19 protein-coding genes and 4 pseudogenes are annotated in these 26309 nt (G+C 66.4%); 11 read left to right on the top strand and 12 right to left on the bottom strand.

Annotated features, from left to right (window positions below; genetic code table 11):
* Positions 1-12 precede the first annotated feature (12 nt).
* The 5 genes and pseudogenes from MRBLWH7_RS11940 to MRBLWH7_RS11920 form a co-directional block, all read left to right on the top strand.
* Positions 13-1119: a LacI family DNA-binding transcriptional regulator gene (locus MRBLWH7_RS11940; protein ID WP_342002032.1), complete on the top strand. Its 1107-nt coding sequence runs from the start codon at positions 13-15 to the stop codon at positions 1117-1119.
* Positions 1118-2687, top strand: a pseudogene (locus tag MRBLWH7_RS11935) (alpha-amylase family glycosyl hydrolase); the annotation flags it as partial. The gene MRBLWH7_RS11940 and the pseudogene MRBLWH7_RS11935, both read left to right, overlap by 2 nt.
* A pseudogene (glgP, locus tag MRBLWH7_RS11930) lies at positions 2671-4072 on the top strand (glycogen/starch/alpha-glucan family phosphorylase); the annotation flags it as partial. The pseudogenes MRBLWH7_RS11935 and glgP, both read left to right, overlap by 17 nt.
* Positions 4065-4268: pseudogene (locus tag MRBLWH7_RS11925) on the top strand (IS110 family transposase); the annotation flags it as partial. The pseudogenes glgP and MRBLWH7_RS11925, both read left to right, overlap by 8 nt.
* A 320-nt stretch (positions 4269-4588) precedes the next feature.
* Positions 4589-4795: pseudogene (locus tag MRBLWH7_RS11920) on the top strand (IS110 family transposase); the annotation flags it as partial.
* Between the two features lie 382 nt (positions 4796-5177).
* Here the strand turns inward: MRBLWH7_RS11920 and MRBLWH7_RS11915 are convergent.
* From MRBLWH7_RS11915 to MRBLWH7_RS11885, 7 genes are all read right to left on the bottom strand, one after another.
* A complete protein-coding gene (locus MRBLWH7_RS11915) occupies positions 5178-6185 on the bottom strand; it encodes a Gfo/Idh/MocA family oxidoreductase (RefSeq protein WP_341994711.1) in 1008 nt (335 codons plus the stop codon).
* A 124-nt stretch (positions 6186-6309) separates the two neighbouring features.
* Entirely contained in the window at positions 6310-8799 is a 2490-nt protein-coding gene (locus tag MRBLWH7_RS11910; RefSeq protein ID WP_341994709.1) for a TIM-barrel domain-containing protein, read from the bottom strand.
* Positions 8800-8903: 104 nt separating this feature from the next.
* Positions 8904-11333 (bottom strand): glycoside hydrolase family 3 C-terminal domain-containing protein, encoded by a 2430-nt coding sequence (locus MRBLWH7_RS11905; protein ID WP_341994707.1) that lies wholly within the window; start codon positions 11331-11333, stop codon positions 8904-8906.
* 87 nt (positions 11334-11420) lie between these two features.
* Complete coding sequence (locus MRBLWH7_RS11900) at positions 11421-12296, bottom strand: ATP-binding cassette domain-containing protein (protein ID WP_341994705.1); 876 nt, start codon at positions 12294-12296, stop codon at positions 11421-11423.
* The gene (locus MRBLWH7_RS11895) at positions 12293-14155 is read right to left on the bottom strand and encodes a dipeptide/oligopeptide/nickel ABC transporter permease/ATP-binding protein (protein ID WP_341994704.1); all 1863 of its coding nucleotides are present in this window, start codon (positions 14153-14155) and stop codon (positions 12293-12295) included. Before MRBLWH7_RS11895 ends, MRBLWH7_RS11900 begins: the two co-directional genes overlap by 4 nt.
* Positions 14152-15093 (bottom strand): ABC transporter permease, encoded by a 942-nt coding sequence (locus MRBLWH7_RS11890; RefSeq protein WP_341994702.1) that lies wholly within the window; start codon positions 15091-15093, stop codon positions 14152-14154. Before MRBLWH7_RS11890 ends, MRBLWH7_RS11895 begins: the two co-directional genes overlap by 4 nt.
* 62 nt (positions 15094-15155) lie before the next feature.
* A complete protein-coding gene (locus MRBLWH7_RS11885; RefSeq protein ID WP_341994700.1) occupies positions 15156-16748 on the bottom strand; it encodes an ABC transporter substrate-binding protein in 1593 nt (530 codons plus the stop codon).
* A 309-nt stretch (positions 16749-17057) separates the two neighbouring features.
* Here MRBLWH7_RS11885 and MRBLWH7_RS11880 point away from each other — a divergent pair, with 309 nt between their 5' ends.
* The 4 genes from MRBLWH7_RS11880 (at position 17058) to MRBLWH7_RS11865 (ending at position 20180) form a co-directional block, all read left to right on the top strand.
* Positions 17058-17702: a TetR/AcrR family transcriptional regulator gene (locus MRBLWH7_RS11880; protein ID WP_341994698.1), complete on the top strand. Its 645-nt coding sequence runs from the start codon at positions 17058-17060 to the stop codon at positions 17700-17702.
* A gap of 132 nt (positions 17703-17834) precedes the next feature.
* Positions 17835-18611: a cyclase family protein gene (locus tag MRBLWH7_RS11875; protein ID WP_342002030.1), complete on the top strand. Its 777-nt coding sequence runs from the start codon at positions 17835-17837 to the stop codon at positions 18609-18611.
* A gap of 42 nt (positions 18612-18653) precedes the next feature.
* Positions 18654-19472, top strand: coding sequence for an MBL fold metallo-hydrolase (locus tag MRBLWH7_RS11870; protein ID WP_341994696.1), 819 nt, complete (start codon positions 18654-18656; stop codon positions 19470-19472).
* 324 nt (positions 19473-19796) lie between these two features.
* Positions 19797-20180 carry a hypothetical protein gene (locus MRBLWH7_RS11865; RefSeq protein WP_341994694.1) on the top strand — a complete coding sequence of 128 codons (384 nt, stop codon included), beginning with the start codon at positions 19797-19799 and terminating at the stop codon, positions 20178-20180.
* A gap of 366 nt (positions 20181-20546) precedes the next feature.
* On the opposite strand, the gene MRBLWH7_RS11860 is transcribed toward MRBLWH7_RS11865, so the two are convergent.
* Complete coding sequence (locus MRBLWH7_RS11860) at positions 20547-20909, bottom strand: hypothetical protein (protein ID WP_341994692.1); 363 nt, start codon at positions 20907-20909, stop codon at positions 20547-20549.
* A gap of 44 nt (positions 20910-20953) precedes the next feature.
* Between MRBLWH7_RS11860 and MRBLWH7_RS11855 the strand changes: the two genes are divergently transcribed.
* Together MRBLWH7_RS11855 and MRBLWH7_RS11850 are read left to right on the top strand one after the other, a co-directional pair.
* Complete coding sequence (locus MRBLWH7_RS11855; RefSeq protein ID WP_341994689.1) at positions 20954-21604, top strand: alpha/beta hydrolase fold domain-containing protein; 651 nt, start codon at positions 20954-20956, stop codon at positions 21602-21604.
* Positions 21601-21945 (top strand): L-rhamnose mutarotase, encoded by a 345-nt coding sequence (locus tag MRBLWH7_RS11850; RefSeq protein ID WP_341994686.1) that lies wholly within the window; start codon positions 21601-21603, stop codon positions 21943-21945. The genes MRBLWH7_RS11855 and MRBLWH7_RS11850 overlap by 4 nt, the downstream gene beginning before the upstream one ends.
* A 13-nt stretch (positions 21946-21958) precedes the next feature.
* Here the strand turns inward: MRBLWH7_RS11850 and MRBLWH7_RS11845 are convergent, their stop codons facing one another.
* Genes MRBLWH7_RS11845 through MRBLWH7_RS11830 form a run of 4 tightly spaced genes read right to left on the bottom strand, consistent with a single transcriptional unit; the run spans position 21959 to position 26139 of the window.
* Positions 21959-22804: a fumarylacetoacetate hydrolase family protein gene (locus MRBLWH7_RS11845; protein WP_341994683.1), complete on the bottom strand. Its 846-nt coding sequence runs from the start codon at positions 22802-22804 to the stop codon at positions 21959-21961.
* Positions 22801-24003: a hypothetical protein gene (locus tag MRBLWH7_RS11840; RefSeq protein ID WP_341994681.1), complete on the bottom strand. Its 1203-nt coding sequence runs from the start codon at positions 24001-24003 to the stop codon at positions 22801-22803. The genes MRBLWH7_RS11845 and MRBLWH7_RS11840 overlap by 4 nt, the downstream gene beginning before the upstream one ends.
* A complete protein-coding gene (locus tag MRBLWH7_RS11835; RefSeq protein WP_341994675.1) occupies positions 24000-24569 on the bottom strand; it encodes a flavin reductase family protein in 570 nt (189 codons plus the stop codon). Before MRBLWH7_RS11835 ends, MRBLWH7_RS11840 begins: the two co-directional genes overlap by 4 nt.
* Positions 24562-26139, bottom strand: a complete 1578-nt coding sequence (locus MRBLWH7_RS11830) for a 4-hydroxyphenylacetate 3-hydroxylase N-terminal domain-containing protein (RefSeq protein ID WP_341994673.1) — start codon at positions 26137-26139, stop codon at positions 24562-24564. The genes MRBLWH7_RS11835 and MRBLWH7_RS11830 overlap by 8 nt, the downstream gene beginning before the upstream one ends.
* Positions 26140-26309: the final 170 nt, after the last annotated feature.

Here is a 26309-nt window from a genome sequence, read left to right as displayed (position 1 = left end):
GTCGTGACCTGGATGATAGATCGATCTAGCATGGAGATGCAAGTGCAACCTCAAACCGCTGCAAGGATGAAGTGCATGAGACGGGCCGATCACGCGCCGAACGGCGCGGGCGTCACGCTGAACGATGTCGCCGCGCACGCGGGCGTCTCCCGGGCGACCGCGTCCCTCGTGCTGCGCCAGACCGGACGGGTATCGGAGGCGACCCGGGAACGCGTGCGCGCGTCAATGAGCGCCCTCGGCTACGTGCCGGACCGGGGCGCCGCCGCGTTGCGCAACCACACCAGCAACACCGTCGGAGTCGTCGTCACCAATCTGGCCAACCCATTCTTCGGCGAGCTACTGCACGGCCTGGAGAAATCGCTGGCCGCAGCGGGTTTCGCATGCCTGCTCGTCGACACCAGCGACGACCCTGACGCGCAGGATGCCGCTGTCCGCGAACTGCGTGGCCACAAGGTCGCGGGACTGGCCATCGTGCCCGCGACGGGGACAACAGCAGAGTTCCCAGCCTCCCTCCAAGAACTGGGACTGCCCTTCGTCTTCATGACGCGGTACCTTCCCGGCACTCCCGCACCGTATGTCGGCGCGGACGACGTGCTCGGAGGAAACCTCGCCGCACGCCACATGATCGACGTCCACAACGCGACCACGATCGCGTACGTCGGCGGACCGATCGGCATGCTGTCGCGCGAAAATCGCATCGGTGGCGTCAAGCGGGCAATGGCGGATGCCGGCATCGCCGCGACGTCTTTGCACGAATTCCCCTCCGAGACCAGCGGAGCAGGCGGACTCCAGGCCGGGCGGGAACTCATCGACTCCGGTCTCCGACCGGACGTCATCATCTGCCACAGCGACAGCGTCGCGTTCGGCGTCTACCGCGCACTGCGCCTCCACGGGCTCGCCGACGACATCGCCGTCACCGGATACGACGACGTCGCCACGGCCGCCCTCTGGGAACCTCCACTGACCAGCATCTCGACCCATGGAACCGAGTTGGGCCACCGCGCCGCTGCTCACTTGCTTGAGCAGCTTGCCGGAGGAAACCCCCAACTAGTTCAGCGCACCACTCCCGAGATCGCTGTACGTCAGTCGTGCGGCTGCCCGGCACAGAGCATCGGCTGAGCTCGGCCTGACGTACCTCCACCTCATGCCGCTGTTCGCATCTCCCGAGGGCAACAACGACGGCGGCTATGCCGTGTCCAGCTACCGGGAGGTGGACACCCGCCTGGGCACCATGGCGGAGCTCGCGGAGCTCGCGGCCGATCTCCGCAGCGCGGGGATCTCGCTGGTCGTCGACTTCAGCTTCAACCACACCAGCAACGAGCATGAGTGGGCACGACGCGCCATCGCCGGAGAACCAGGGTACGAAGACTTCTATCTGATCTATCCCGACCGTACGATGCCCGACCTGTTCGAGCAGACCGTCCGCGAGATCTTCCCCGATGACCACCCGGGAGCCTTCGTCCAACTCCCCGATGGCCGGTGGATCTGGGCGACGTTCTACCACTTCCAATGGGATCTCAACTACGCCAACGCGGCGGTGTTCCGCGCGATGGCCGGCGAGATGCTGTTCCTCGCCAACCACGGCGTCGAAGTGCTGCGGATGGATGCCGTCGCGTTCATCTGGAAACGACTCGGCACCCCGTGCGAATCGCTTCCCGAAGCCCACCTGCTGCTGCGCGCGTTCAACGCCATCCTCCACATGGGAGCACCGTCCGTGCTGTTCAAGTCCGAGGCGATCGTGCACCCGGACGAAGTCATCAGCTACATCTCCCCTGAGGAGTGCCGGCTCTCGTACAACCCACTGCAGATGGCGCTCACCTGGGAAGCGCTGGCCACCCGGGATGCCAGGCTGCTGCAACAGGCCCTCGACCGTCGCCACGCCCTCCCCGCGGGAACGTCGTGGGTGAACTACGTGCGCAGTCACGACGACATCGGCTGGACCTTCGCCGACGAAGACGCCGCCGAGCTGGGAATCGACGGGTATGCACACCGTCGATTCCTCAACGACTTCTATGTCGGCCGTGTCGACGACACCTTCTCACGCGGGGTCGCCTTCCAGGAGAACCCCAAGACCGGCGACGCACGTATCGCCGGGACTTCCGCGTCGTTGGCGGGCATCGAAGCTGGCCTCGACGGCGGGGAGGACCGCGTCATCCTCGCACACGCGATCGCGCTGTCGACCGGAGGCATCCCACTGCTCTACTTGGGTGACGAGGTCGCCCAGGCCAACGACTACACCTATCTCGACGACCCGACGCGGGCTGATGACAGCAGGTGGGTGCATCGTCCCGCCCGCCCGGAGAGCGCCTACGCGTCCCGACATGACATGACCGCGACGGCGGGGCGAATCCACCGTCGCCTGACAGACCTCATTCATGCCCGTCAACGCACACCCGCGTTCGCCGGCAACACGCTGGTCCCGTTCCATACCCCTCACCGAGGCGTCGTCGGGACCCGGTGCGGGCCTCGTCGTGCTCGTCCTCGCCAACGTCGGTGACCATCCCGTCCACATCGACGATCACACCATGTCCGGCCTCGACTCAGACGCGATCGATCTCCTCACAGGCGCACGGGTGCACCTGGAGAACGGACTCAACCTTCCCGCCTGGGGCTTCCTCTGGCTCCAGGTGACCACTCGAGCGACACCGGCAACCGCGGCCGGCGCCCCGCATGACGATCTCCACTGAAGCCCAAGGACAACCCGTGACTCAGCCAACCACCGCCACGCACCTGCTTGCCCTCGCCCCGGTGTCGCATCCGTCGGCCACCGTCGATGGCTTCGCGAAGGAGTTCCTGCGCAACCTCAACTTCTCCTGCGGCGTGCCGCTGTCCGCGTCGAGCGTGAACGACCGCTATCTCGCGCTGGCGCTGACGGTGCGTGACTACCTGATGGCTCGGTGGCTGGAGGATCTCCGCCGCCAACGGGAGACGCAGGCGAAGGGGGTGTGCTACCTCTCGGCGGAGTACCTGCTCGGCGCGCAGCTGGACAACAATCTGCTGGCTAGCGGCCTGACCGAGGTCGCGGAGGAGGCGTTGGCGGCGTGCGGGGCCGACCTCGATGACCTCCGCGCGCAGGAGGTCGAACCGGGACTCGGCAACGGCGGCTTGGGGCGCCTCGCTGCCTGCTTCATCGATTCCCTCGCGACGATGGGTGTGCCGAGCATCGGCTACGGCATCCGCTACGAGTACGGGATCTTTCCGGCAGACGTTCATCGACGACCAGCAGGTGGAGCAGCCAGACGCGTGGCTGGCACTCGGCTCGCCGTGGGAGTTTCCGCACCCGGAGAACGCGCAGACCGTCTCCTTCGGCGGGCACACCGAGCGGTACGACGAGGACGGGATGACGCGCACCCGCTGGGTTCCGGGGTGGAACGTGCAAGCAGTGCCCTGCAACTATATGGTGCCGGGTTTCCAGATCGGCCGGGTGAACACGCTGCGGCTGTGGAAGGCGGTCGCCACCAACGCCTTCGACCTGCGCATCTTCAACTCCGGGGACTACGAGGAAGCTGTGCGCGCGCAGGTGTTCGCCGAGAACATCTCGAAAGTGCTGTACCCCGAGGACTCCACACCGCAGGGCAAAGAATTGCGGCTGCAGCAGCAGTACTTCTTGGTCGCGGCATCCATCCACGACTTCCTCGACCACATGCTCGCCGACGGCTACGACCTCGCGAGGCTTCCGGAGCGGGTGATCTTCCAGCTGAACGACACCCACCCGGTGATCGCGGTGCCGGAGTTGATGCGGGTGCTCGTCGACGAGAAGGGGATGGACTGGGATGCCGCGTGGGCGATCACGCAGCGGTGCTTCGCGTACACCTGCCACACGCTGCTCCCCGAGGCGCTCGAGGTGTGGCCGGTCGAGCTGCTGGGGCGCCTGCTGCCCCGTCACCTGGAGATCATCTACCGCATCAACGACAAGTTCCTGGTCGGGGTGCGTGAGCGGTTCGGCGACGATGAGCTGCGCATCCGCAGCATGTCGATCATCGCGGAGCATCCGGAGCGTTCGGTGCGGATGGCCTACCTGGCCACGGTCGCCGGCGCGAAGGTCAACGGAGTCGCGGAGCTGCACTCCCAATCGCGCCCTGCACATGGCCGTCGTGACCCGCATGACCCACGACCCAGAAACCCGCGCCTACGTCGAACGACGCCGCGCAGAAGGACGCACCACCAAAGAGATCCGACGAGTCCTCAAGCGCTATCTGGCCCGCCAGCTCTACCGAACCCTGGAGCGAGTGCACGCCGAGCCCGACGCCACCTTGCAGACAACTTGACAGACTGTGAATCTGGAGGCGGCTGGTCCGGGACTGGCTGGCAGGGTGGGCGTTGGTCGCTCCGCCGTGGTCGTGACTCATGACAAACTTGGCCGCCGTCACGGGGTGCCTTGCCTATGAACTGTCCGGTCGCGGCGGGTGACCGGCGCCTTCCCGGCCCACCTCAGTGGCTTGATCAGAAGCATGTCCGACCTCACGGTCGTGGCTCATCACAGGTATGCCCCGAAGTGATCCCCTCCCGGCCGGCGCCGGTCGTCAGCGACCGAGTCATCGCCCATCTCAAGGAAAGGACCGGATCGCTGTGAGCACCATTGTCGCGTGACCGGCAACTCAACCGAGCCTTGAACGTCATCGCGATGGTCCGAATGGTCCACGACCCCGGCACCCGCTCCTACGTCGACCGGCGACGCGCCGAAGGCAAGACCGACCGCGAGATCCGTCGCATCCTCAAGCGCTACCTCGCCCGAAGCATCTACCGACACCTCAACGCCGCGTCAGACACGAAGCTCGGGGTTGACGAGATATAGAAGCTTCATAGAAGAGTCCACAGGCAACACTCCGCCATCGGAGCCGCACCCATCAGCAGACTCAACAACCTGCCTGGACATCACATCTAGCCAACGATCGTGCGCGCGATGTTCCCGCCGCCGAGTTCGAGCAGATGAAGGCAATCACCGTCATCACGGCGATGAAGTTCAAGCCAGACGCTGACCGTCGGACGATGAAGGTGAGCATGCACAGTCCTTCGGAAGAGGTCGCGAGAAATCGGAGGTCGGGCCCGCCGGGGATTCCGGCGGGCCGGGCGGGAATACTGCTTCGGACTGGATGTTGTAGATCGCGGCGTACGTGCTGGTGGGACTCATCTCGACCCTCGTGTCCAGCTGACGGACATCACTCCGAATCGGATCCTCAGTAGAGCGTCGGGCGCGGACGGTACTGCACGTCGACAGGAGTGCCCCTCTCAAGGGACTGGAGACAGGCGTCGGTGACCGCCGCTGCGCAGTACCCATCCCACGCATTCGGCCCGTTGACGACGCCCCCGACAGCATCCAGCGCCCAGGCTTCCAGCTCACGACGGTATGCATCTCCGAACCGGACCGTGAAGTCTGCCTCTCGTACCCCCGACTCGCGGAAGTCGAGGCTCACCGACACAGGCGTCGCGTTCGTAAGTCGGCCCACTCCCTGACGCCCGACGACATCACAGCCGATCTCGTAGCCGTACGTTGCCTTAAGGAAGACCTCCGAATAGATCATCACGCCGCGAGCGGTACGGAAATAGAAGAACTGCGGGTCCAGCCACTCATCGAGACCGAACCTCCCCCCGTTTCCCGTCACGCGAACCTCAACGATCTCGTCGTCGAGGAGCCAGCGGGTGCTATCCGCCTCGTGCACCACCGCTTCCGTCGTGTGTGCGGATGAGGTGACCCACGGCGGAACGTCGGCGGCGCGGTGGACGAACTGCAACGACACGATCTCCCCGAGATCGCCCGTGTCGACCACGGATTTCAGATCGGCGAAAGCCCCGTCATAGCGGCGCATGAACCCCACCTGGACGAAGCGGCGTCCGGCGCGCACCTCTGCATCGAGAATCTGTTCACAGTCGGCGGCGGTCAGAGCGAGGGGCTTCTCACAGAACACCGGCTTGCGATGCTCGATGCAGGCCAGCACCAGCGAGAGGTGCGATTCCGCGCTCGACGCGATCGTCACCGCATCGACCTCGTCCGAGGCGATGAGTTCTTCCGGCATCTCGAATACGCGAACCGCGCCCGGCAGCGCATCCGCGATGACCTGCGCACGCGCGACATCAAGGTCGGACACCGCCACCAGGTCGCCCGCCCCCACCGATCGTGCAATCGTCTCGACCTGTGCGGACCCCACGTTGCCGAGGCCGATGGCCCCGATTCGAATTCTGTTCATTGTCAATCCTCTCCAGTCGCTTTTGTCGATCTCGCCGATGTGCCCGAGTACGCCTCACGCCCTGCGTGATGGGTGCGCGAAGCTCCTCCTCCGAGAGCGCCCCACAAGGCAATGAATGTCCGAGTCATCGGTCGCCCTCCAATCCCATGCTGATCAACACCTCCGACTCGCCCATCAGCAGCGAGGTGGGGAGCTCGAAGCGCCCCGCGACGACATCCACGTCGACGCCTTCGGCCGTAACGTGGACGGGATTCGCGCCATGCAACGTGATCACGAACCGCTCGCGCGCGAATCCGTCGAACGCCTCCCCGTCGCTGCTCACCCGCAGCTCGAGAACATCGTCTAGGCGCGTGACCTCGAGGCGCGTACGCAGGCGCATCCCGTCGTTCGCCGCGAAGGTCAGGCCGTCGTCTTCCTGCAGGAAGCTCTGGTACGTGACGCCGTCCTGGTCCGGCACGAAGACATGCAGTTCGATCGCGTCAGGGGCGAGTTCGTAGGTGCTCTGGGGTGCGACCTCGAGCATCGGGATCACCGCCCCGGCGCGGGCATAGACGGGAATGCGGTCCATCGGCGTCGGCGCCACGATATGGCGAGCCCCCTCGTGCAACTCGTTCGTGTGCCAGTCATACCAGCCGCCGGCGGGGAGGTAGACCTGACGTGCTGTCACCCCGGCATCGGTGATCGGGGCGACCAGGAGATCGGAGCCGAGAAGGTACTCGTCGTCGATGTCGGCGACCGTGGCGTCGTACTGGTAGTCGAAGGCGAGGGGCCGTTGCACGGGCGCGCCGTCCTCGGAAGACCGTACGAACGCGGAGTAGATGTAGGGAAGGAGACGGTAGCGCAGTTCGATGGCGTCGCGAGCGATGTCCAGAACGGCGTCCCCGAACGCCCAAGGGTACTGGTCCCGATTGAAGATGCTCGAGTGGTTGCGGAAGAACGGGGTGAGCGCACCGTACTGGATCCATCGTGCGAACAGCTCAGGTGAGCTGTGCCCCATGAAGCCGCCCACGTCGGCCCCGACAAACGCTTGTCCGGAGAGGCCGAAGCCGCATGCCATCGCGATTCCGACGCGCAGGTGGTCCCAGTTCGCGAGGTTGTCGCCCATCCAGTTCGCCGCGTACCTCTGAATTCCGGCGGAGCCTGCTCGGGAGAGCACGAAGGTGCGCAACTCCGGCATCGCGTTCTTGAGGCCGTCGACGGTTCCCATCGCCATCAGAAGCGCGTACTGGTTGTGGTAGCGCTCATGCGGGTACGCGCCTGCACCGAACCGCATGCGGTTGGGCGGGATGTTGCCGGTGGCGGGTTCGTTCATGTCGTTCCAGATGCCGGCGAGGCCGGACGCGACGTGACGGGCATTGAGCTCGCCCCACCACGCGCGCGCCTCTTCCGTCACAAAATCCGGGAAGGCGGTGTCGCCCGGCCAGACCTGGCCGATGTACACGTCGCCGCCCTCGGTTTTGCACAGGACGTCCCGTTCGAGCGCGGAGTCGAAGACTTCGTAGCCGGGCTCCGCTTTCACCCCGGGGTCGACGATCGTGATTGTGCGGAAGCCGTCCGCTGCGAGCGTCTCCAGCATCCGTTCAGGTGCGGGAAAGAGATCGCGATTCCACGTGAAGACCCGGTACCCGTCCATATAATCGATGTCCAACCAGAGCGCGTCGCACGGGATCTCGAGATCCCGGAAGGAGGCGGCGAGCTCTTCTACATCTCCTTGGCTGTAGTTCTTCCAACGGCACTGGTGATACCCGAGCGACCAGAGAGGGGGAAGCTGCGTGCGACCGGTGAGCCAGGTGTATCCCTCGAGGATGTCGGGGATGTTCGGACCTGCGAAGACATACTCGGTGTACTGGCCGCCGTCGAATCGCACGGTGTAACGGTCAGGGGCGGTGAAGTCGTAATAGCCCTTGTACCCGTTGTCTACGAACGATCCGGACACACGCCCGGTCCGGGCATCCTGGTGGTAGTGGAACGGGACCGAGACGTAGTACGGGTCGAACAGCGTGCCTCTGTTGTCCGCGCGGGGATCGCCGGTGTCCAGAGTGCGCGCGAACTCGCCCTTGGCGTTCGGGTTGAGCACGTCCGCGTTCCACAAGGTGTAGTCCAGTCCGCGGCGGTTGTGCGGACCGGTCTTCTCGCCCAACCCGTAGATGACATCGTCCGGTTCGACGCGGCGGGAGAACGTGAAGGCGTCGTTGAGTGACGCATAGGTGTCGAACGATTTGCCGTCCGAGGACAGCATGCCGAACATGCCGGTTCCGGTGTCGGTCGCCGCGGTTTCGAAGACCACGGAGCCGTCGGCCCGAACGACGTCGATGCGGAACGGATGCACGCCGACCGTCACCGTCAGCGCGGCCGTTCGGACAAGAGCCTGGTCGGCCGTGATTTCGACGGTGACCGGCACGTCGGGGAGCTCAAGATCATCGCGTACGGCGAAGGTGGGTGATTCGTCGAATACCCCGCCCCGGCTGATCTTGAGACGCACGATGTCCTCACGGATCGCGTCGACGCGGAAGAACTCCGGGCGGCTGCCGCCGAGCAGTTTCGCGATCAGGCCGCTCGGTGTCGCCTCGACAGTGGACAGGGACGTGAGGGGGATGGGGTGCGGGAGTTTCATGAGGGATGTGGTCCATTTCCTGGTTGAAGCGACGCGAGGTCGGCTGGGCGCATTCAGCGACAGGTCGCCTGCTTGCCGGCGCGGCGCCGGTCGGGAGAGGGCCTTTAGGCCCGCCCATCGGCAATGAGCCATTGCAGTGACTGGGGCAGGTCCGCGACCGAAGCGCCGATGCGGAGGGTGTAAGCGCCGGGTTCGACCGCCCACTCGCCTGCCCAGTGGGCGAAGCGGCGCTCGGGCACCGGGATGGTGGCCGTGACGATCTCGCCGGGGGCAACGCTGACGGTTGCGAAGCCGACCAGCCAACGGACCGGACGTTCTACAGAGGAGTTGGGACGCTCGGCGTACACCTGCACCACCTGCTTGCCCAGGCGGCGTCCGGTGTTCGCGAGAGTCACTTCGACGTCGTCGCCACGGCGCTGGGCAGCGCCCCACGACCACGTGGTGTAGCCGAGCCCGTGACCGAAGGGGAACGCGGGCTCGGCGGCATCCCGAAGCCATGCGCGGTACCCGACGTGGACGCCCTCCGTGTAGCGGAGCGCGCCCTCGTCGGGGGTGACATCCGTCACCGGGGTGTGGGCCAGCGTTGCCGGCCATGTCGTGGGCAGGCGCCCGCCGGGCTCGACGGCGCCGGTGAGGACGTCGGCGATCGCGTGGCCGAACTCCTGGCCGCCGAAGTAGCCCTGCACGATAGCGCCGACCTCGTCTGCCCACGGCAGCACGACCGGCGAGCCGGCGTTGACGACGACGATCGTCGGGGTGCCGGTGGCGGCCACCGCGCGCACGAGATCGTCCTGCCGTCCGGGGAGGTCCAGGCTGATGCGGTCGTAGCCCTCGGATTCGACCTTCGCGTTGGTGCCGACCACGACCACGGCGACATCGGATGCCGCGGCCTCCGCGACGGCCCGCGCGATGAGATTCTCAGGGTCGGTGCGCTCGGGCGCGACGCCGAGGGTCACACTCATGGCACTTCTGCGCGCGCGGACAATCTCGGCGCGGATCAGGATCTCGCGGCCGCGTTCAACGGCGACGGTCCCGGTGAACGAAGGGAGGTTGAGAAGTTCGACATCCAGGCCGGTGCCTTCGATCACCGGCGCCGCGTCTACCAAGAGGCGACCGTCCACGTACACCTTGCCGGGGTTCGCGCTCGCAAAGCCCAGCTCGATCTCGCCAGACTCCGTCGGTGTGTACACCGTCTGGAAGATGATCCTGTCGCTGGCCGCGATGGTCTCCTCATCACCGAACCACACCAGCGCGGTCGAGCGACGGTCCTCGGCGAACAGCTCGGCGCCGTCCGCGCCCACGAAACTGACGCGCAGGCCCGGTTCGCCCGTGATCGGGTTGGTGAGATGCGCGAGGGGAATCTCGGCGACGCCTTCCTGCACGACAGCGCCGAGCTGGTAGCGCACATCCGTCGTCCTGAACGCATGGCGGATGCCGTCCAGTGGCGACGTGATGCGTTCAGGCAGCACGGTAGCGCTGCCGCCGCCCTGCGTGCGGGCCTCTCGCGCATTGTGGCCGATGACGGCGATCCGTGTCAGCGACGAGACATCCAGAGGCAGCACGCCATCATTCGATAGCAACACGGTGCCTGCGACGCCAGCCTCCCGCGCGAACGCGGATCCGTCCAGAGTGGCGGGTTGCACCGGCGCGTTGTCGCCGAGGGCACCGACGCGCTCTGCGAGCAACAGCAGGCGCAGCACCTTCCGGTCGAGGTCCGCCTCGGAAACGCGGCCGTCGCGCACCGCCGCGATGAGGTCGCCGTAGGCCGGGGCGGGGCCGGGCATCGCGAGATCCTGCGCGGCGGGCACGGAGTCGAGCGAACGGACTGCGGTCCAGTCGCTGATCACGACGCCGTCGAAGCCCCATTCCGAGTTGAGCGGCGTCTCGAGCAGGTCGTTCTCGGTCATTGTTACCCCGTTGACCGCGTTGTAGGCGCTCATGATCGTCCAGGCGCCGGCCTCGACGGCACGCTCGAAGGGCGCGAGGTAGAGCTCTCGAAGTGCCCGTTCGTCGACGCGGACGTCCACGGTGAAGCGGTCGGTTTCGGAGTCGTTGGCGACGTAGTGCTTGGGCGTCGCGGCGACGCCGTTGTCCTGGAGGCCCCGCACATAGGCGGCGGCGAGTTCGGCCGACAGCTCGGGGTCCTCGCTGAAGCATTCGAAGTGTCGGCCCCCCAGTGGGGAGCGGTGCAGGTTGATCGTGGGCCCGAGCAGCACGTCCACGCCCTTGCGTCTGGCTTCGGATGCTGCCGCCGCCCCGTACCGGTACGCCAGGTCCACGTCCCACGAGGCGGCCAGGGCCGACCCCGACGGCAGGTTGAGCGACGGCTCGCGCTCGTCCCAGGACTGCCCACGCACACCAGCCGGGCCGTCCGACAGGGTCATCGCCCGCAGGCCGATCTCGGGCACGGGGACGGTGGTCCAGAAGTCGGCGCCCTGCACGAGGGCGGCCTTCTGCTCGAGCGTGAGGCGCTCGAGCAGCGGAACGAGGTGCAGCACCGACTCGGGGTGCGTGGAGGTGGCGGTCTCGGTCATCGGGGGAGGTTCCGTTCTCGGAAGGAGGGTCAGAGGGGCGGATGCTGCGACCCGGCGCTCACAGGCCGGGCCGCAGCATCCGTCGCGTCAGGCGACGCCGGCGGCCGCCTCGGCGTCGAGGAGGGCGCGCCGGGCGATGCGCCGCTCCTGCTGCTTGTCGGGGTCGGGGACCGGCGCGGCCATGAAGAGACGCTGGGTGTACGGGTGCTGGGGCTCGGAGGTCACCCGGTCGCCGTCGCCCGTCTCGACGATCTCGCCGCGGTACATCACGGCGACGCGGTGGCTGATGTGGCGCACCACTGCGAGGTCGTGGGTCACGAAGAGGTATGCGACGCCGGTGCGGTTCTGGATGTCGATGAAGAGGTCCAGGACGCGGGCCTGGGTCGACAGGTCGAGCGCCGACACCGGCTCGTCGCACACGATGAGTCGCGGCTGCAGGGCGAGCGCCCGGGCGATCGCGACGCGCTGGCGCTGCCCGCCCGAGAACTCGCGGGGAAGGCGTCCCCGTGCGTCGGTGGGGAGGCCCACCTGGTCGAGCAGGTCGCGCACGCGCCCTTTCGCCTCGCTCGTCGACACGCCCGCCGCGGTGAGCGGCTCGGTGAGGATCTGCTCGATCGTCATCGACGGGTTCAGCGACGAGTACGGGTCCTGGAACACGACCTGGATCTCGGAGCTGAGCGCGCGGCGCTCCTGACGCTTGAGATGAGAGATGTCCTTGCCGTCGTAGACGATCGACCCCTCGGTCACGGGGGCGAGGCCGAGCGCCGCGCGGCCGAGCGTCGTCTTGCCCGACCCGGACTCGCCGACGAGGCCCACCGTCTCGCCCGGCAGGATGTCGAGCGAAACGCCCTGGAGGGCCCGGAACGGCTGCGCGCGGAACCCCTTGCCCGGGTACTCGACGACGAGGTTCCTGATATCCAGCAGCGCAGTGCCCGGCGCCTGGGTGTTCAGCGGGGTGCTCATGCTCGTGCTCCGTTCGTGACGAGCGGGCCGCGGGCGGGACCCTCGTCGAGGATCGCGTCCAGCAGTCCCTGCGTGTAGGGGTGCTGTGCGTCGTTGAAGATCGCGCGCACCGGGCCCTGCTCGACGAACCGGCCGCTCTGCATGACCGTCACCCGGTCACACAGGTCGGCGACGACGCCGAAGTTGTGCGTCACCAGGAGCATCGCCATGTGCCGCTCGGCCTGCAGGTCGCGCAGCAGCTCGAGCACCTCGGCCTGCACCGTGACGTCCAGGGCCGTGGTCGGCTCGTCGGCGATGATGAGGTCGGGGTCGGTCGACACGGCGCCCGCGATGAGCACGCGCTGGGCCATGCCGCCCGAGACCTCGAACGGGTATGCGTCGAATGTGCGCTTCGGGTTCGGGATGCCGACCCGCGCGAGCAGCTCCAGCGACCGGTCGGTAGCCGCCTTCTTCGACAGGCCCAGGTTCTTGCGCAGCGGCTCGACCAGCTGACTGCCGATCGTGAACGACGGGTCGAGGTTCGACATCGGCTCCTGCGGGATGTAGCCGATCCGCTTGCCGCGCAGCCCCGCGTAGCCGCGGTCGTCCGCGCCCGCGAGCTCGGTGCCCTCGTACAGGATCGAGCCACCCGTGACATGGCCGCCGCGGGGGAGCAGACCCAGCACCGCGAACGCGGTCTGCGTCTTGCCCGATCCGGACTCGCCGATCAGGCCGTGCACCTCGCCCTTGCGGATGTCGAGCGAGACGCCGTGGACGACCTCGATGTACGAGCCGTCGGGCTGGTCGTAGCCGACGTGCAGGTCGCGGACGTCGAGCACCTTCTCGGTGGCCTTGGTGCGCGCGTCGCCCTTGTGGACGATGACGCCGGCGCTCTCGAAGATCGGCGGCTCGTCGAGGTCGACGACGTCGCCGCCGCTGAGCCCGACCGACGTCGTCACCGCGGCCACGGACCCGGTCGCCGACTTCGTCGCACGCCGACGCTTGCGGCCGGTTGACACGGTGCGCTCGAGCTCGTCGCGCAGCACGTTGGCCAAGAGCGTCAGCGCGAGGCAGGTGAGGGCGATCGCGAGCGACGGCCAGAGCATCAGGAGCGGCTGCGTGTAGATGTTCGTGAAGCCGTCGTTGAGCATCTGACCCCACGTGGGGACTCCCGGGTCTCCGAGCCCTAGGAACTCGAGTCCCGACTGGATCGCGATGGCGATACCCGCGATGATCGCGGACTGGATGATGATCGGGGCTCGCACCACCGAGAGCACGTGGCGTCCGATGATGCGCGTGTCGCTGAGACCCGACACGCGGGCCGCGTCGACGTACAGCTCGGTGCGCACGGCCGTCACCGACGCGTACACCAGCCGGTAGAACGCCGGGGCGAGCAGGACGCCGAAGATGAGCATCGAGATCCACACCGACGGGCCGAGTACGGCGCGGGCGGCCAGCAGCATGACGATGCCCGGGAGGGCCATGGTGAGCTCGGTCACCCAGGTGGCGGTGCTGTTGAACCAGCCCTGGTAGTAGCCGGCGATGAGGCCGCTGATCACACCGAGGACGAGCGCGACGACGAGGGCGAGGAGGGCCGCCAGGACCGTCGTCTGCGTGGCGACGAGCAGGCGCGAGAAGACGTCGCGGCCGCTGCCGTCCGTGCCGAGGAGGTGCGCGGCGCTGGGCGGGGCGAGCACGTTGCGGATGTCGGCGTAGTTCGCGTCCTGTGGGGCGATCCACGGGCCGATGATCGCGATGATCCCGAGGAAGACGAGGAAGATCAGCGAACCGAGGCCGACGGGGCGTCGCAGCAGCCGGCGCCAGAGCGAGACGCGTACCGGGGCGACCGGCACGTCGAGGGGGACGTCGATGGCGGTCATGAGAGTCGCACCTTCGGGTTCAGCGCCGCCTGGGCGAGGTCGATGAGGAGGTTCACGATGACGACGATGATCGCGAACGCGATCACCACGCCCATCACGACGGGGATGTCGCCAACCGTCGTCGCACGCACCGTGAGTTCGCCGATGCCCGGGATCGCGAAGATCTGCTCGACGATGACGGCGCCGCCGAGGAGGCCGATGAACTGGACGGCGAGGACCGCCAGGGCCGGGCCTCCGGCGTTGCGCAGCACATGCCGGTACACGACCGAGTTCGTACTGAGACCGCGTGAGCGGAGGGTGCGGACGTAGTCCCGCGACATCGCGTCGATGACCGAGCCGCGCACCTGCTGCGACACCGCGGCGATCGCGCCGATCGACAGCGCCACTACCGGGAGCGTGACGGACGAGAGCCAGCCCGACACCGAGGTGGTGATCGGCACGTAGCCGGTCGCCTTGAACCAGCCCAGGTTGATCGCGAACACGAGCACGAGCCCGAGCGCGATCAGGAAGCCGGGGATCGCGAAGCCGATGAGGGAGATCACCTGGACGCTGCCGTCGACCCATCCGCCGCGGCGGGCAGCGCGGATGCCGAGGACGACCGCGACGATCGCCGATACGATCGTGGCGCCGATCACGATAGAGAGCGTCACCGCGAGGCGGTTGCCGAGGCTCACGGAGATCAGCTCGCCGCTTGACCAGCTGCGGCCGAAATTGCCGGTCAGCACCCCGGTCGCCCAATCGCTGTACTGTGCGAGCAGTGGCCGGTCGAGGCCGAGTTCCTCGGCCTTCTGGGCGACTGTCTCGGCGGTCGCATTCTTGCCGAGGAGGCGGCGGGCGATGTCGCCACCGCTGATGTGGAGCAGCGCGAATGCGAGGAATGAGATCACGGCGATGAGGATGACGCCCGACAGCACGCGCCGAAGGATGAATGCAAACATGACTTTCCCGTGGGTGGTGTCTCCCCGCCCGCCCGCGCAAGGCGAGCGAGCGGGGAGAGGATTCAGTCCTTCGGCGAGAAGCCGAAGATCGACGGGTAGGCGTTGGTGGGCCAGAACTCCAGGTTCGTTTTCGCGTCAACCGCGTAAGGCAGGTCGACTCGGAAGAAGGGCGCAAACCACGCCTGCTCGACCAGGTAGGCGTTGAGGTCCTTCGTGGCCTGATCTGCCTCGTCCTTCGTGCCCATCTGAATGGTCTTGATGTACTCGTCCACCTGCGGGTCCTGCGAGTGGAGCGGGTTCCAGGGCGCGTCGGGCGCGATCAATGCCCTGATCTGCATCCAGTCCTGCTCCTGGCCGAGGCTCATCCACTCCGCGGGGTGCTTCCCAGCCGTCATGTCGCTGTACCACTGGGCTGTGGGCGCCTCGTCGTACTTCACCGTGACGCCGATGTCGGCCAGTTGCTGTGCGACGAGGGCGTTGGTGGTCTGGAACAGGGGAGTGGACCCCATATCAAGGGTGAACCCGTCGGGGTAGCCGGCCTCGGCGAGCAGCGCCTTCGCTCCCTTCGGGTCGTACGCGTAGGTGGTGTCGAGGGACTCGTCGAACCCGACGGATGCCGGCCGGAAGACCTGCTCCGTGACGGTGCCATGGCCATCCTGCAGCGCTTCGAGCAGCGCCTCACGATCGAAGGCCATGTTGATCGCGCGCCGTACCCTGACGTCGCCCAGCTCGGGAGCCATCGTCCCGGCCCTGTCGAAGAGGAGCAGACCTTGGAAATCCAGCTGGTTGGACTCGACCGTCCATCCGGAAGCCTCAACCTGCGGGATCGTCACGTTGTCCTTCAGCCGTGCACCGTTGATCTCCCCCGCCTTGATCGCGTTGAGCGTCGCCGTGGGATCTTCCAGAACGCGGATTGTCAGGTTGTCGTACTTGATCGCGTCCGGGTTCCAATAGTCGGGGTTGGCCGTGTAGATGTAGGTCGAGCCGGTGACCGTGGACGTCGTGTCGAGGACATACGGGCCGGAGCCGACCGGCTCGGTCGCTGCATCGGGGTCGTCAAACGTGGAGGGAGCCTGGATGAGGCCCGGGGCGAAGGACAACTGGTCGATCAGTGACGGGTCCGGTGCGGGCTGGGAGATGGCCACTGTGGTCGCGTCGAGGGCAGTGAACTCCTTGCCGGCCAGTCCGGATGCCAGCGGCCCGGACCCGTCACGTACATACGCCAGACTCGCGGCCACCGCGTCGGCGTCGAGCTTGGTGCCGTCGGTGAACTCGACATCGTCGCGGAGCGTGAGCGTCAGCACCGTGTTGTCGTCGTTGTAGCTCCACTCGGTCGCGAGCCAGGGCTCGATCTCACCCGAGGAGTCCTTCTGCAGAAGCGTGTCGAACACGGCCTGGAAGAACGGGCTGCGGTTGCCGTAGTCGCCACCCTCTGAAATGTCGTAGCTCGCGGGGGCGGCGGACGTCGCGATGGTGAGCTGGTCGGCGCGACCCGAACCGCTGCTGGCCGAGCCGTCCTCGCCCGCACCGGCGCAGCCGGTCAGGGCGAGAGCGGCGATCGCGACGGTGGCCGCCGAGACCTTCCAACGGAGCCCGCGGGGCCCGTTCCTGCTCAGCGATGCGCTGGCCGCAAGGGCGCGTGATCTGATTCTCATGGATGGCTTCCTTTGCTGTGAAAGATGTTGCGGGGTGGCGTTCGGAAAGCGTCGGGGTGGCCCCTGATCGATCGCGATGCTAGGTAACTCTTGTTCGTATTCGTCGGCGGCCGTTTCGCCGTGGGCGCATCTTTCGAGACCCGCAGGGGGGCTTCCCCGCCGTGACCGTGACCGTAGCAAAGAAAATGACTGTTCACTAGGTTTTGGGAAGTTTAAGTCCTGATACACGTCGGTGAACTGCAGCAACCCGCCAGAATGAGAGTGGGCGGCGAAGCTGTCCACGGAGGTTCGGAGTAGATGATGAATGGCATGGTCAGGCCCAGTAAGCGCGGACCGCGAGGGGAGTATGCGAAGTCACGGATCACACGCGCCGCGATTCTCGACGCGGCACTCGATGTGTTCGCGGAGGCAGGCTATCGATCAGGATCGCTGCGCGAGGTGGCGCAGCGAGTCGGAATAACCGAAGCGGGGCTCGTGCATCACTTTCCGAACAAGCCTGCTCTTCTCGCGGCTGTGCTCGGTCGCCGCGACGAGCATTCGCTCCAGTGGACCCGGATGGCTGATGGCAACGGTGATGTGACGCTCCGTGGACTGGTGGAGACCGCGAACCACAACTCCTCCGCACCCGGCGTCGTGGAGCTTTACTGCATCCTGTCTGCCGAGGCGACCGCCCTCGATCACCCGGCGCGCGGCTACTTCGTCAGCCGATACGAGGTGGCTCGCACCCACCTCATCGGGGCGTTCGAGGACCTGGAGCGGCAGGGGCGCCTGAAGCCGGGACTCACTCCGCACAACGCTGCTGTCGCCACTCTCGCGATGATGGACGGCCTGCAGATTCAGTGGCTGCTCGATCGCGACGGCGTCGACATGGCTGGGGAGTTGCGCACGTTCTTCGCCACGCTCGCAGACATCGATTGGACCCCGTCGGCGGAGCAAGGGGAGGTATCGCGGTAAGCCAGAATTGACAGAAGCGTCGTCGGTGGTGAGTATTGGCGAACATGTGCGGGCCGGTTCGTGTGGAACCAGAGGCCGCGGTGGTTGCTCGGCGAGGTTTCCTTCGCCGCATTGACGAGATGAGGCATGGTGATGACGCAACTGGGCGATCTGATCGCAGCGATTTCGAACGGCACCGTCGAGATCATCGACCTGACGAACAAGCTGACGGCGAACACGCCGAGTCTGACCCTGCCTGACCCGTTTCCGAGCCCCGCTCCATTCGCGCTCGAGGAGATCGCCCATTACGACGAGCGGGGTCCCGTCTGGCGGGCCAACGACATCCACATCGGCGAGCACACGGGTACTCATCTCGATGTGCCGATCCACTGGATCACGGGACGCCAGGGCCGCGATGTCTCTCAGACGCCCCTGCCTCGGCTCATCGGGCCGGCGGTGGTCGTGGACTTCACGGCTGAGGCCGCAGCGGACTCCGACTTCCTGGTGACGGTGGACCATCTCAAGGCTTGGCAGGCGGAGCACGGAGACTTCCCTGAAAACGGCTGGGTGCTGGTTCGGACCGGATGGGCTGTGCACAGTCAGAACGCCGAGAGGTTCATCAACGCGGACAGCGAGGGAATGCACACGCCGGGATTCACCCCCGAGTGCGCTTGCTGGCTGGCCGAGGAGACGCGTATCTCGGGTGTCGGGGTGGAGACGATGGGTCTCGACGCGGGGCTGGGCCACAGCATGGACCCCGAGATGCCGATGCACTGGTACCTGCTTGGCCATGACAAGTACGGCATCACCTCGCTGCAGAACCTGGATCGGCTTCCGGCAACGGGCGCGGTGATCGTGGTGGCGCCCCTTCCGATCGTGGGCGGAACAGGGAGCCCCGCGCGAGTGCTGGCGCTCGTCGAGCGCGACTGATCACCGCAGGGTTCACCTCGCGCTGCAGGTGAGTACCTGTCGTTGCCGTCCGGCACCTGCCGCACGGCTCAGGGCAGCGTTTCGAGAATGGGAACTGTTATGACAATCAGCATCGAGTTGACGAAGTTCGGTCACGCGTGTGTCCGTCTCGAGAAGGAAGGCCGCCGGATCGTCATCGATCCGGGTGAGTACAGCGATCCTGCCCCCGCACTCGAGGGCGCCGAGCACGTTCTGATCACGCACCAGCATCCTGACCACCTGGACGAGGGCGCCGTCCTGGCATTCCTGGCAGCGAACAGCTCGGCCACCGTACGCGCACCGGAAGTGCCAGCTGCTCGCCTCGCCGCCCGGGCGGCGGACGCAGGAGTAGACGCGATTCAGATCATCGCCACCGGCGCTGGTGAGAAGTTCGAATGCGCGGGATTCTCGGTGCGAACGGTCGGAGGCCAGCACGCGGTGATCCACGCCTACATCCCTGTGGTCGCGAACACCGGATACATTATCGACGGGCTGGTATACCACCCGGGTGACAGCTTCATCGTCCCCGCTGGACCGGCCCCCGACACCCTTCTGGTGCCGCTGAGCGCTCCGTGGAACAAGATGGCCGAGATGGTGGACTTCATCGTCGGCGTGCGTCCACGACAGGCGATTCCGGTGCACGACGCGCTGCTCAATGACTCCGTCGGCCGTCCGCTCTACATCAAGCGCGCCCAAATGTTCGCGGATCGGCATGGTGTGCGGCTCACCGACCTCGCGGTCGGCGAGACCGACGTCATCGAGGGACCGGAGCCGACCGATACCGACGCCGCAGCCGACGCAGTTTTCGCGGACAAGCTCGATCTCAAGCATTTCAACGGCTGATCTCCAGTCCCGGCAAGAGCACCCTTGTCAACTGCCTCTCCGGTCTGCTGAAAGCGACCACGGGGTCGGTGACCTTCGAGGGTAAGGATTTCGGCCGATCGTCGATGCGCGCGAGGGCGAAGGCTGGGTTGGCCCGGAACTTTCAGAATCTCAGGCTCTTCGACACGCTGACGGTTCGCGAGAACATCGCGATGTCGGCTGCGCTGGCCCGCGGCGGACACCGTAGTTCCGAGGAGACCGTCACAGAGACCGCTCGCATGTTCGGTCTCGATAGCGATCTCGACGCCCGCGTCGGTGACCTTCTCCTGGGGTCACCGACGCCGGGTGGAACTGGCGCGCGTCATCAACGGCGTGCCGCGCTACCTCCTCCTCGACGAGCCGGGAGCGGGCCTGGACCTGTCGGAGAGGCAAAGGCTTCCCGGCATCATTGCCGATCTCACGGCGCACGGCGTGGGCACGCTGCTGGTCGATCACGACATGTCGCTGATCGCTCGAGTCTGCTCGCGCGTGCCCGTCCTTCGCCAAGGCGAACTCATCTTCGACGGCAGGCCTGCGGAGGCATTCACCGACCCGCAGGTTATGGAATGCTACTTGGGAGAAGTCATGTCAGTTCTTGACGCATTGGATCTGGTCGCGGGCTACGGCGCCGGCGACGTCGTCCTTCACGGGGTGAGTCTCAGTCTCGCCGCCGGCAGGTCACAGCGCTGACGGGGGTGAACGGGGCAGGCAAGACCACCCTCGCGTCCGTCCTGGCCGGGAGAGTGATTCCCTCCTCAGGGCAGATCCACTTCGACGGCGGAGACGTGACGAAAAGCCCCATACATCAGCGCTCGCGGCACGGAATCGTGTTGTGTCCGCAAGGGCGTGAGGTGTTCCCTGCGCTCTCCACCGCCGAGAACATCCGACTCGGTGCACTCACCCGCCCGGCATCGGCGCGAAAGGGCGCGGTGGAGCGCATCTTCGAACTCATCCCGCTGCTCGCGCCACTGCGCAACAATCGCGCCGGATCGCTCTCCGGCGGGCAGCAGCAAATGGTGGCGATCGGACGCGCTCTGGCCGCCGAACCAAAGGTCCTCATCGTCGACGGTAGCCTCCCCAGGCTTGGCTGCCGTCGGAGCTGCCGCCGGCCATCCCGGTCGCCTTGAGAGCCTCCGTTGCGAGCAGATACCCAAGTGCGTGATCATCCGTCGCGTAGATGGTTCCGTGGAATTCGTGCTCAGCCCGCACATGCGCTGTGGAGTCGCGCATCGCGTCGGAATAGCCGATCGCGGTGCAATCTTCGTACCGACCGGCCACCGTCCGGTCGACCCTCGAGACCTCGATCTGCTGCAGACTCTGCTCCTCAGCAATGGCCTCGTAGCGCACAATCGCGACGTCTAGGTCATCCGCTGCTTCCACCTCGACGATCTCGGGCGATGGACCTCCGGCTGCTCTCACGATGGTAAGTCGGCTTGCCAGATCGCCCGTACGAGGATGGGTCTATGGGGAACCTGAAGGGGACGATCCGATGCTTCGACGATTCGCCGAGCAGCGCGTCGATCTGGTGGGGAATGGACTACCGACTCGCCCCAGAGGAACCCTACCCTGCCGCCGTGCAGGATGCTCTCGCCGTGCATCGAGCGGTCGTCGACCGCGGCCGCCCGGTGCTGTCGCAGGGGCGAGCGCGGGCGCCACCATCGCCGCAAGAGGTGTGTCTGTACATCCGCGACCATGCTGGAGTGAAGCCCATCGGACAATTGCTGATCAGCCCTGCGCTCAGCGACACCGCCGCGGACGACGATGCCGGTCCCTTGCGGCGCGCCGATCTGGACGCGTGCTGGGCCGAGTACTTGGGCGCGGGGCCTGCGGACTCTTGTGCAGCGCCGGAGCGAGCCGCCTCGCTGGAGGGGCTTCCCGACCTACATCTTCACCACCTCCGCCGACCCGCTCCGGAGGAGGGGTGGCGGTACGCGTCACGCCTGGGAGCCGACGGGGTGGAGGTCACCGCCCGATTCCTTCCCCGCGGCTATCACGGCTTCGAATACGAGGCGTCCGAGGCACGCATCACCCAGACCGCCATCGACGAAAGGGTGGCGGCGATCCGCGCCCTCGTCCGCGGTGGCGAGTCGACGTCAGAGAGAGCAGAGACATGACCGACGAGGGCACGACCGCCGATAAGATGCAGCGAGTCTGCTTCGTGATGCACCTCAAACCCGAACGGGTGACGGACTACCTCGCCGTGCACGCGTCTGTGTGGCCGGAGGTCCTCGACGCGCTCCGAGAGACCGGGTGGACGAATTTCTCCCTCTTCGTCCGGCCGGACGATGGACTTGTCGTCGGCTATGTCGAGACAGCCGACTATGAGATGTCGGTGGCCGAAATGGGACGACGCGATGTGAACACCCGATGGCAGGAGACCATGGCTCCGTACTTCGACTCGGGGCGTCCCGATCAGGCGGTACAGAGGCTCGAGCAGTACTTCCATCTCGTGTAGCGCACGATCAGGGTCAGACCGGCTTCGCCTCGTTGGCGCGCACCATCAGGTTGGACAGTGTGCCGATCCCGTCGATCGTCACCTCGACGCGGTCTCCAGGTTGCAGGTACACGGGAGGGGTCCGCGCATGCCCTACTCCGCCCGGTGTGCCGGTGAGGATGACGTCGCCGGGATGCAGCGGCAGCATCGTCGAGATGTAGGACACGAGGGCGGCGGGGGAGAACACCATGTCGGAGATGGCATGGTGCTGCACTCGTTCGCCGTTCACGAGAGTGCTGATGAACGCGTCGGTCGCGTCGAACTCGTCGGGGGTGACCATGAGGGGCCCGAGCGGCGTCGAACCGTACCAGATCTTGCCCTGCAGCCATTCGATCGTGCGGTTCTGCCATCCACGCATCGACACATCGTTGGCGATCGTGTATCCGCCGATCGCGTCGCTCGCCCTCTCCACCGGGACCCGGTATGCCTCCGCGCCGATGACGACCGCCAGTTCGCCCTCCCAATCCGTCTGGGGATCCTCTTCGGGAATCACGATCGGTTCGCCCGGTCCGGTCAGCGTCTCCGGGAACTTGGCGAAGAGGGTCGGATGGGTCGGCAGCTGCCGGCCGAGTTCCAGGATGTGACCGCGGTAGTTGTGTCCGACGCAGATGATCTTCCCAGGCGTCGGCAGTGGCAGGCCCAGCCCCTCACCCGCATTCCCGTACTCGTAAACCACCGTTGCCGCACGTGCGCGGTCCATCCAGTCGGGATCCCGCAGGAGCGTGCTGAGATCGGGATACCCCTCGATCGGCGCGAATCCGTCTTCCGTCGCACGTGCGGCGGTCGTGGTCTCACCGACTCGGACCGTCGCGAGCTTCACTCCCCGACCTCGTCCGCGTCCGGGCCGGAGGTGTGCACCGCGTCGAATCGCGACCAGCCGCTCCCCGATGCGAGGCTCCCCGAGAGGAGCATCCCCGCGTGGCGAGCCACGGCTGTGCTCGATCCCCGGTGTTGCGCGCCCGTGTGGGCGTCCCGGAAGATGCGCTGAAGCGGACCGTTGCGCACGATGTGAACGCCGGCGAAGCGGTGGGCGAACTGGCTGATGTCGACCGCCGACTGCGTCGAGAGTCCTCCAGCCAGTCGGATTATCGTCTCGACCTCGTCCGGAAGTTTCTTGCCAGTTTCGAGGGCGTCCTGGGCGGAGCGCAACGAATCCTCGAGCAGGATGCGGTTCGACCGGACCTGCGCGTGGTGGCGCGCGAAATCGACGAAGAACTCCTCGGGCAGTACACCGCTCCTGCCCTGCGGCCGGTGCTCCACGTAGCTCGCGAGCTCGTCGAGCAGCCGACGCGCGATCCCCTGTGCCCATGCCGCCTGATTGATACTGGCGAGGATCGGCGCACCCAACCGGTCGACGTGGTTTCCCCGGGACACGAACGAACCGTCTCGCGGAAATGTCAGATGGCCCGGCACGACCACATCGCGTGCCTCGACGTCGAAGGCGCCCGAGGCGCTCAGTCCCAGCATCTCCCAGTTGTCGTTGACGGTGACCTCCGAACGCGCAACCACGCACACGAGGGTCGGGACGCCGGGCACGCGGACTGGCAGGTTGACGTGGCTCGCCATCGAGATGCCGGGCACGTATCGCCATCGTCCGCTGATGCGCACGCTCCCGTCGTCGAGGAGGGCGCCCACGCCCGACTCGCCCCGCGACACTCCCGCGATGACCGCGGACCCCGGCGTGCTGAACAGGTCGGCAGCCGTGCTGAACGTCAACCGGGACGCCGCGACCGCCGTCTCGCTGATCAGAGCGCGCACGAGCCACGCGACGGATGCGTCCGCATGGGCGATGGTCTCGATGACCTCAACGATCACGGGCGGGCTCGCTTCGAGGCCGCCGAACTCCTTCGGGAGCAGGAGGCGGAGCACGCCCGACCTGCGAAGCGCCTGCTGGACGAGGGGCGTGGGGCGGTGGATCCGATCGCTCTCGTCGGCCTCCGACCTAAAGAGAAGACTGAGGCCCGCCAGCGAGTCCCGGAGTCCGTCGACGGAGTCGACCGAGGAGGCGAGCGTACTCACGTCGTGGCCTCCGTCTGCGCTGTCCGAGCGGTGAGGCCCGTCCACGAGCCGCGCTGGTATACCAGCGGAGCCAGCTCCTCATTGTCCTCGAACTCCGCGATCCGCCCGAGGACGAGGATGTGGTCGCCCGCTGGGTACGCAGCCCACGGCGTGCATTGCATGGTCGCCACCGCGCCGGCCAGTCGCGGCGCGCGGCCGTCGGTGAGCCAGAGCGGCTCTGCGCCGTTCTCCTTGCGGGCGAAGTGGAGCGCGACGTCGAGTTGAACTGCGGCGAGCACGTTGATCGCGAACGGGCGATCCAGCAGGTACTGAAGCGACCGGGACGACCGCATCAGCGAGACCATCGCCAGCGGAGGGGTCAAAGAGATCGAGGTGAACGAATTGGCGGTCATTCCGTACAGTTGCCCGTCGGACTCATACGTCACCGCCACCACTCCGGTCGCGAAGCCCCCCATCATCCGACGGAAGGCGCGGACGTCGAACTCTCCCGCCGCCTCCGGCTCGTGCCCGGCGAGAGCGAGGTCCGCGAAATCGTAGATCTCCTGATTCCACGCGATGTCAGACACGGTTCACCGACCTGTTCGTGAGGATGCTGACGTCGTCGGGGTTGATGAGGTCGGGCACGGTCCAGCCGTCGAGGTCGTACTCGTCCATCGCCGACTGCGCGAAGTCTCTGCAGCGCTCGAGCAGACCCGTTCCCATCGCCGAGAACAAGTTGGTCTGCCGTGTGGCGTCGTTGCTGCCGATGTAGTTGATCTCGTACAGCTCGTGCCGGGATCCGAACTCCGTGCCGATCGCGTCCCAGAGCAGCTTCATGACCTTCACCCGCTCTTCCGCGTCGATGCCGTGGCTCCCGCGCAGATACGTGTCGAGGTATCCGCGGATCTCCGCGGATTTGAAGTCACTGGTGTGCGAGTTCAGATAGATCAGCCCACTCGCCACCACCTGCTCGATGATGTTCTTGATCTTCGGCATCGCGATCTGATTCAGCACGCGATATGCCCCGGCCGCTTCGCGGTCGGGGAGGATCATCCCGTTCCACTCCACAGCCCCCTTCGCCATGGCGTCGGAGAGCGCCCAGAAGGTGTTGCGCCATGCGATCACCTCGCCGAGCTGCGACTTCACTCCGTGAAACTCCCCGGCTCCGGTGATCTCAAGCGCCTTCGACAGCGCCCCCACCAGGAAATCCAGCTTCACTGCGAACCGTGTGCACCCGTGGATCGACGAACGCTCAAGCATCCCTGATTCGACGCCGTAGCGATTCGCGCGCTCGAGATCGTTGTGGATGAAGACGTCTTCCCAGGGAACGAAGACGTCGTCGAGCACGAGGATCGCGTCGTTCTCGTCGAGCCGGCTCGACAGCGGGTAGTCGAACGGGCTGCCCAGCACCGCCGCCCGGTACTCGTTCGACACCCGGCCTATCAGCTTCACCCCCGGCGCATTCGTCGGCACGATGAACACCGGCGCATACGCCGGATCCTGGATCGCGACCTGGCCGATGTGCGCGATGTGCGAATAGTGGGTGAGGGCGGCTCCGGTGGCGACCACCTTCGCGCCCGACACGTAGATGCCCTCGGCGGTCTCCCGCGTCACGTGCATGAACACGTCCTTGCCCGCATCCGGGCCCGAATGCCGATCCACGGGAGGGTTCATGATGGCGTGGTTCATGAACCACGTGCGCTCCTGCGCCTTGCGGTACCAGCGCCGCGCATTATCCTCGAAACCGCGGTAGAACTGCGCGTTGGCGCCGAGGGTGGCGAGCAGGGCTCCCTTGTAGTCGGGGGAGCGGCCCATCCATCCCCACCCGATCCGCTGCCACTCCGCGATCGCATCCCGAGACGCGACCTGCTCCTCGATCGATGACGGCGCCCGATAGAACCGATGCGTGAACCCACCCCACTCCGTCGGCACCGTCAGAGTGTCCTTGCGCAGCGGATCATGCAACGCGTCATACATCCGCGCGATCATCCGCGCCGAGTTCCGAAACGCCGGATGCTCCGCAACGTTCTCCACCCGCTCGCCGTAGATCCACACCTCACGCCCGTCATTCAGGCTCCGCAGATACTCCTCCCCCGTGAAAGGAACAAAGCTCTCCGCGGACCCCATCGCCTCCGTGGACACCAACGCATCTGTCATTCGAACTCTCCACTCCCGGCGAAACCGCCGCCCGCACACCCTCGGACCACACCAACCCGGCCCGTCGCGCCCATCATCACCAGAGCACCACCCCCTCCGAAACACCGATCCGCCCCACAACCCCGAAGTGTGCGCGCAACGGACGACACCCAACGCGAAATGGATCGCAC

This window comes from Microbacterium sp. LWH7-1.2, from assembly GCF_038397755.1.
Lineage (GTDB): Bacteria > Actinomycetota > Actinomycetes > Actinomycetales > Microbacteriaceae > Microbacterium.
The sequence above is the reverse complement of the archived record's forward strand: the minus strand, read 5'-3'. Positions and strand labels throughout refer to the sequence as shown.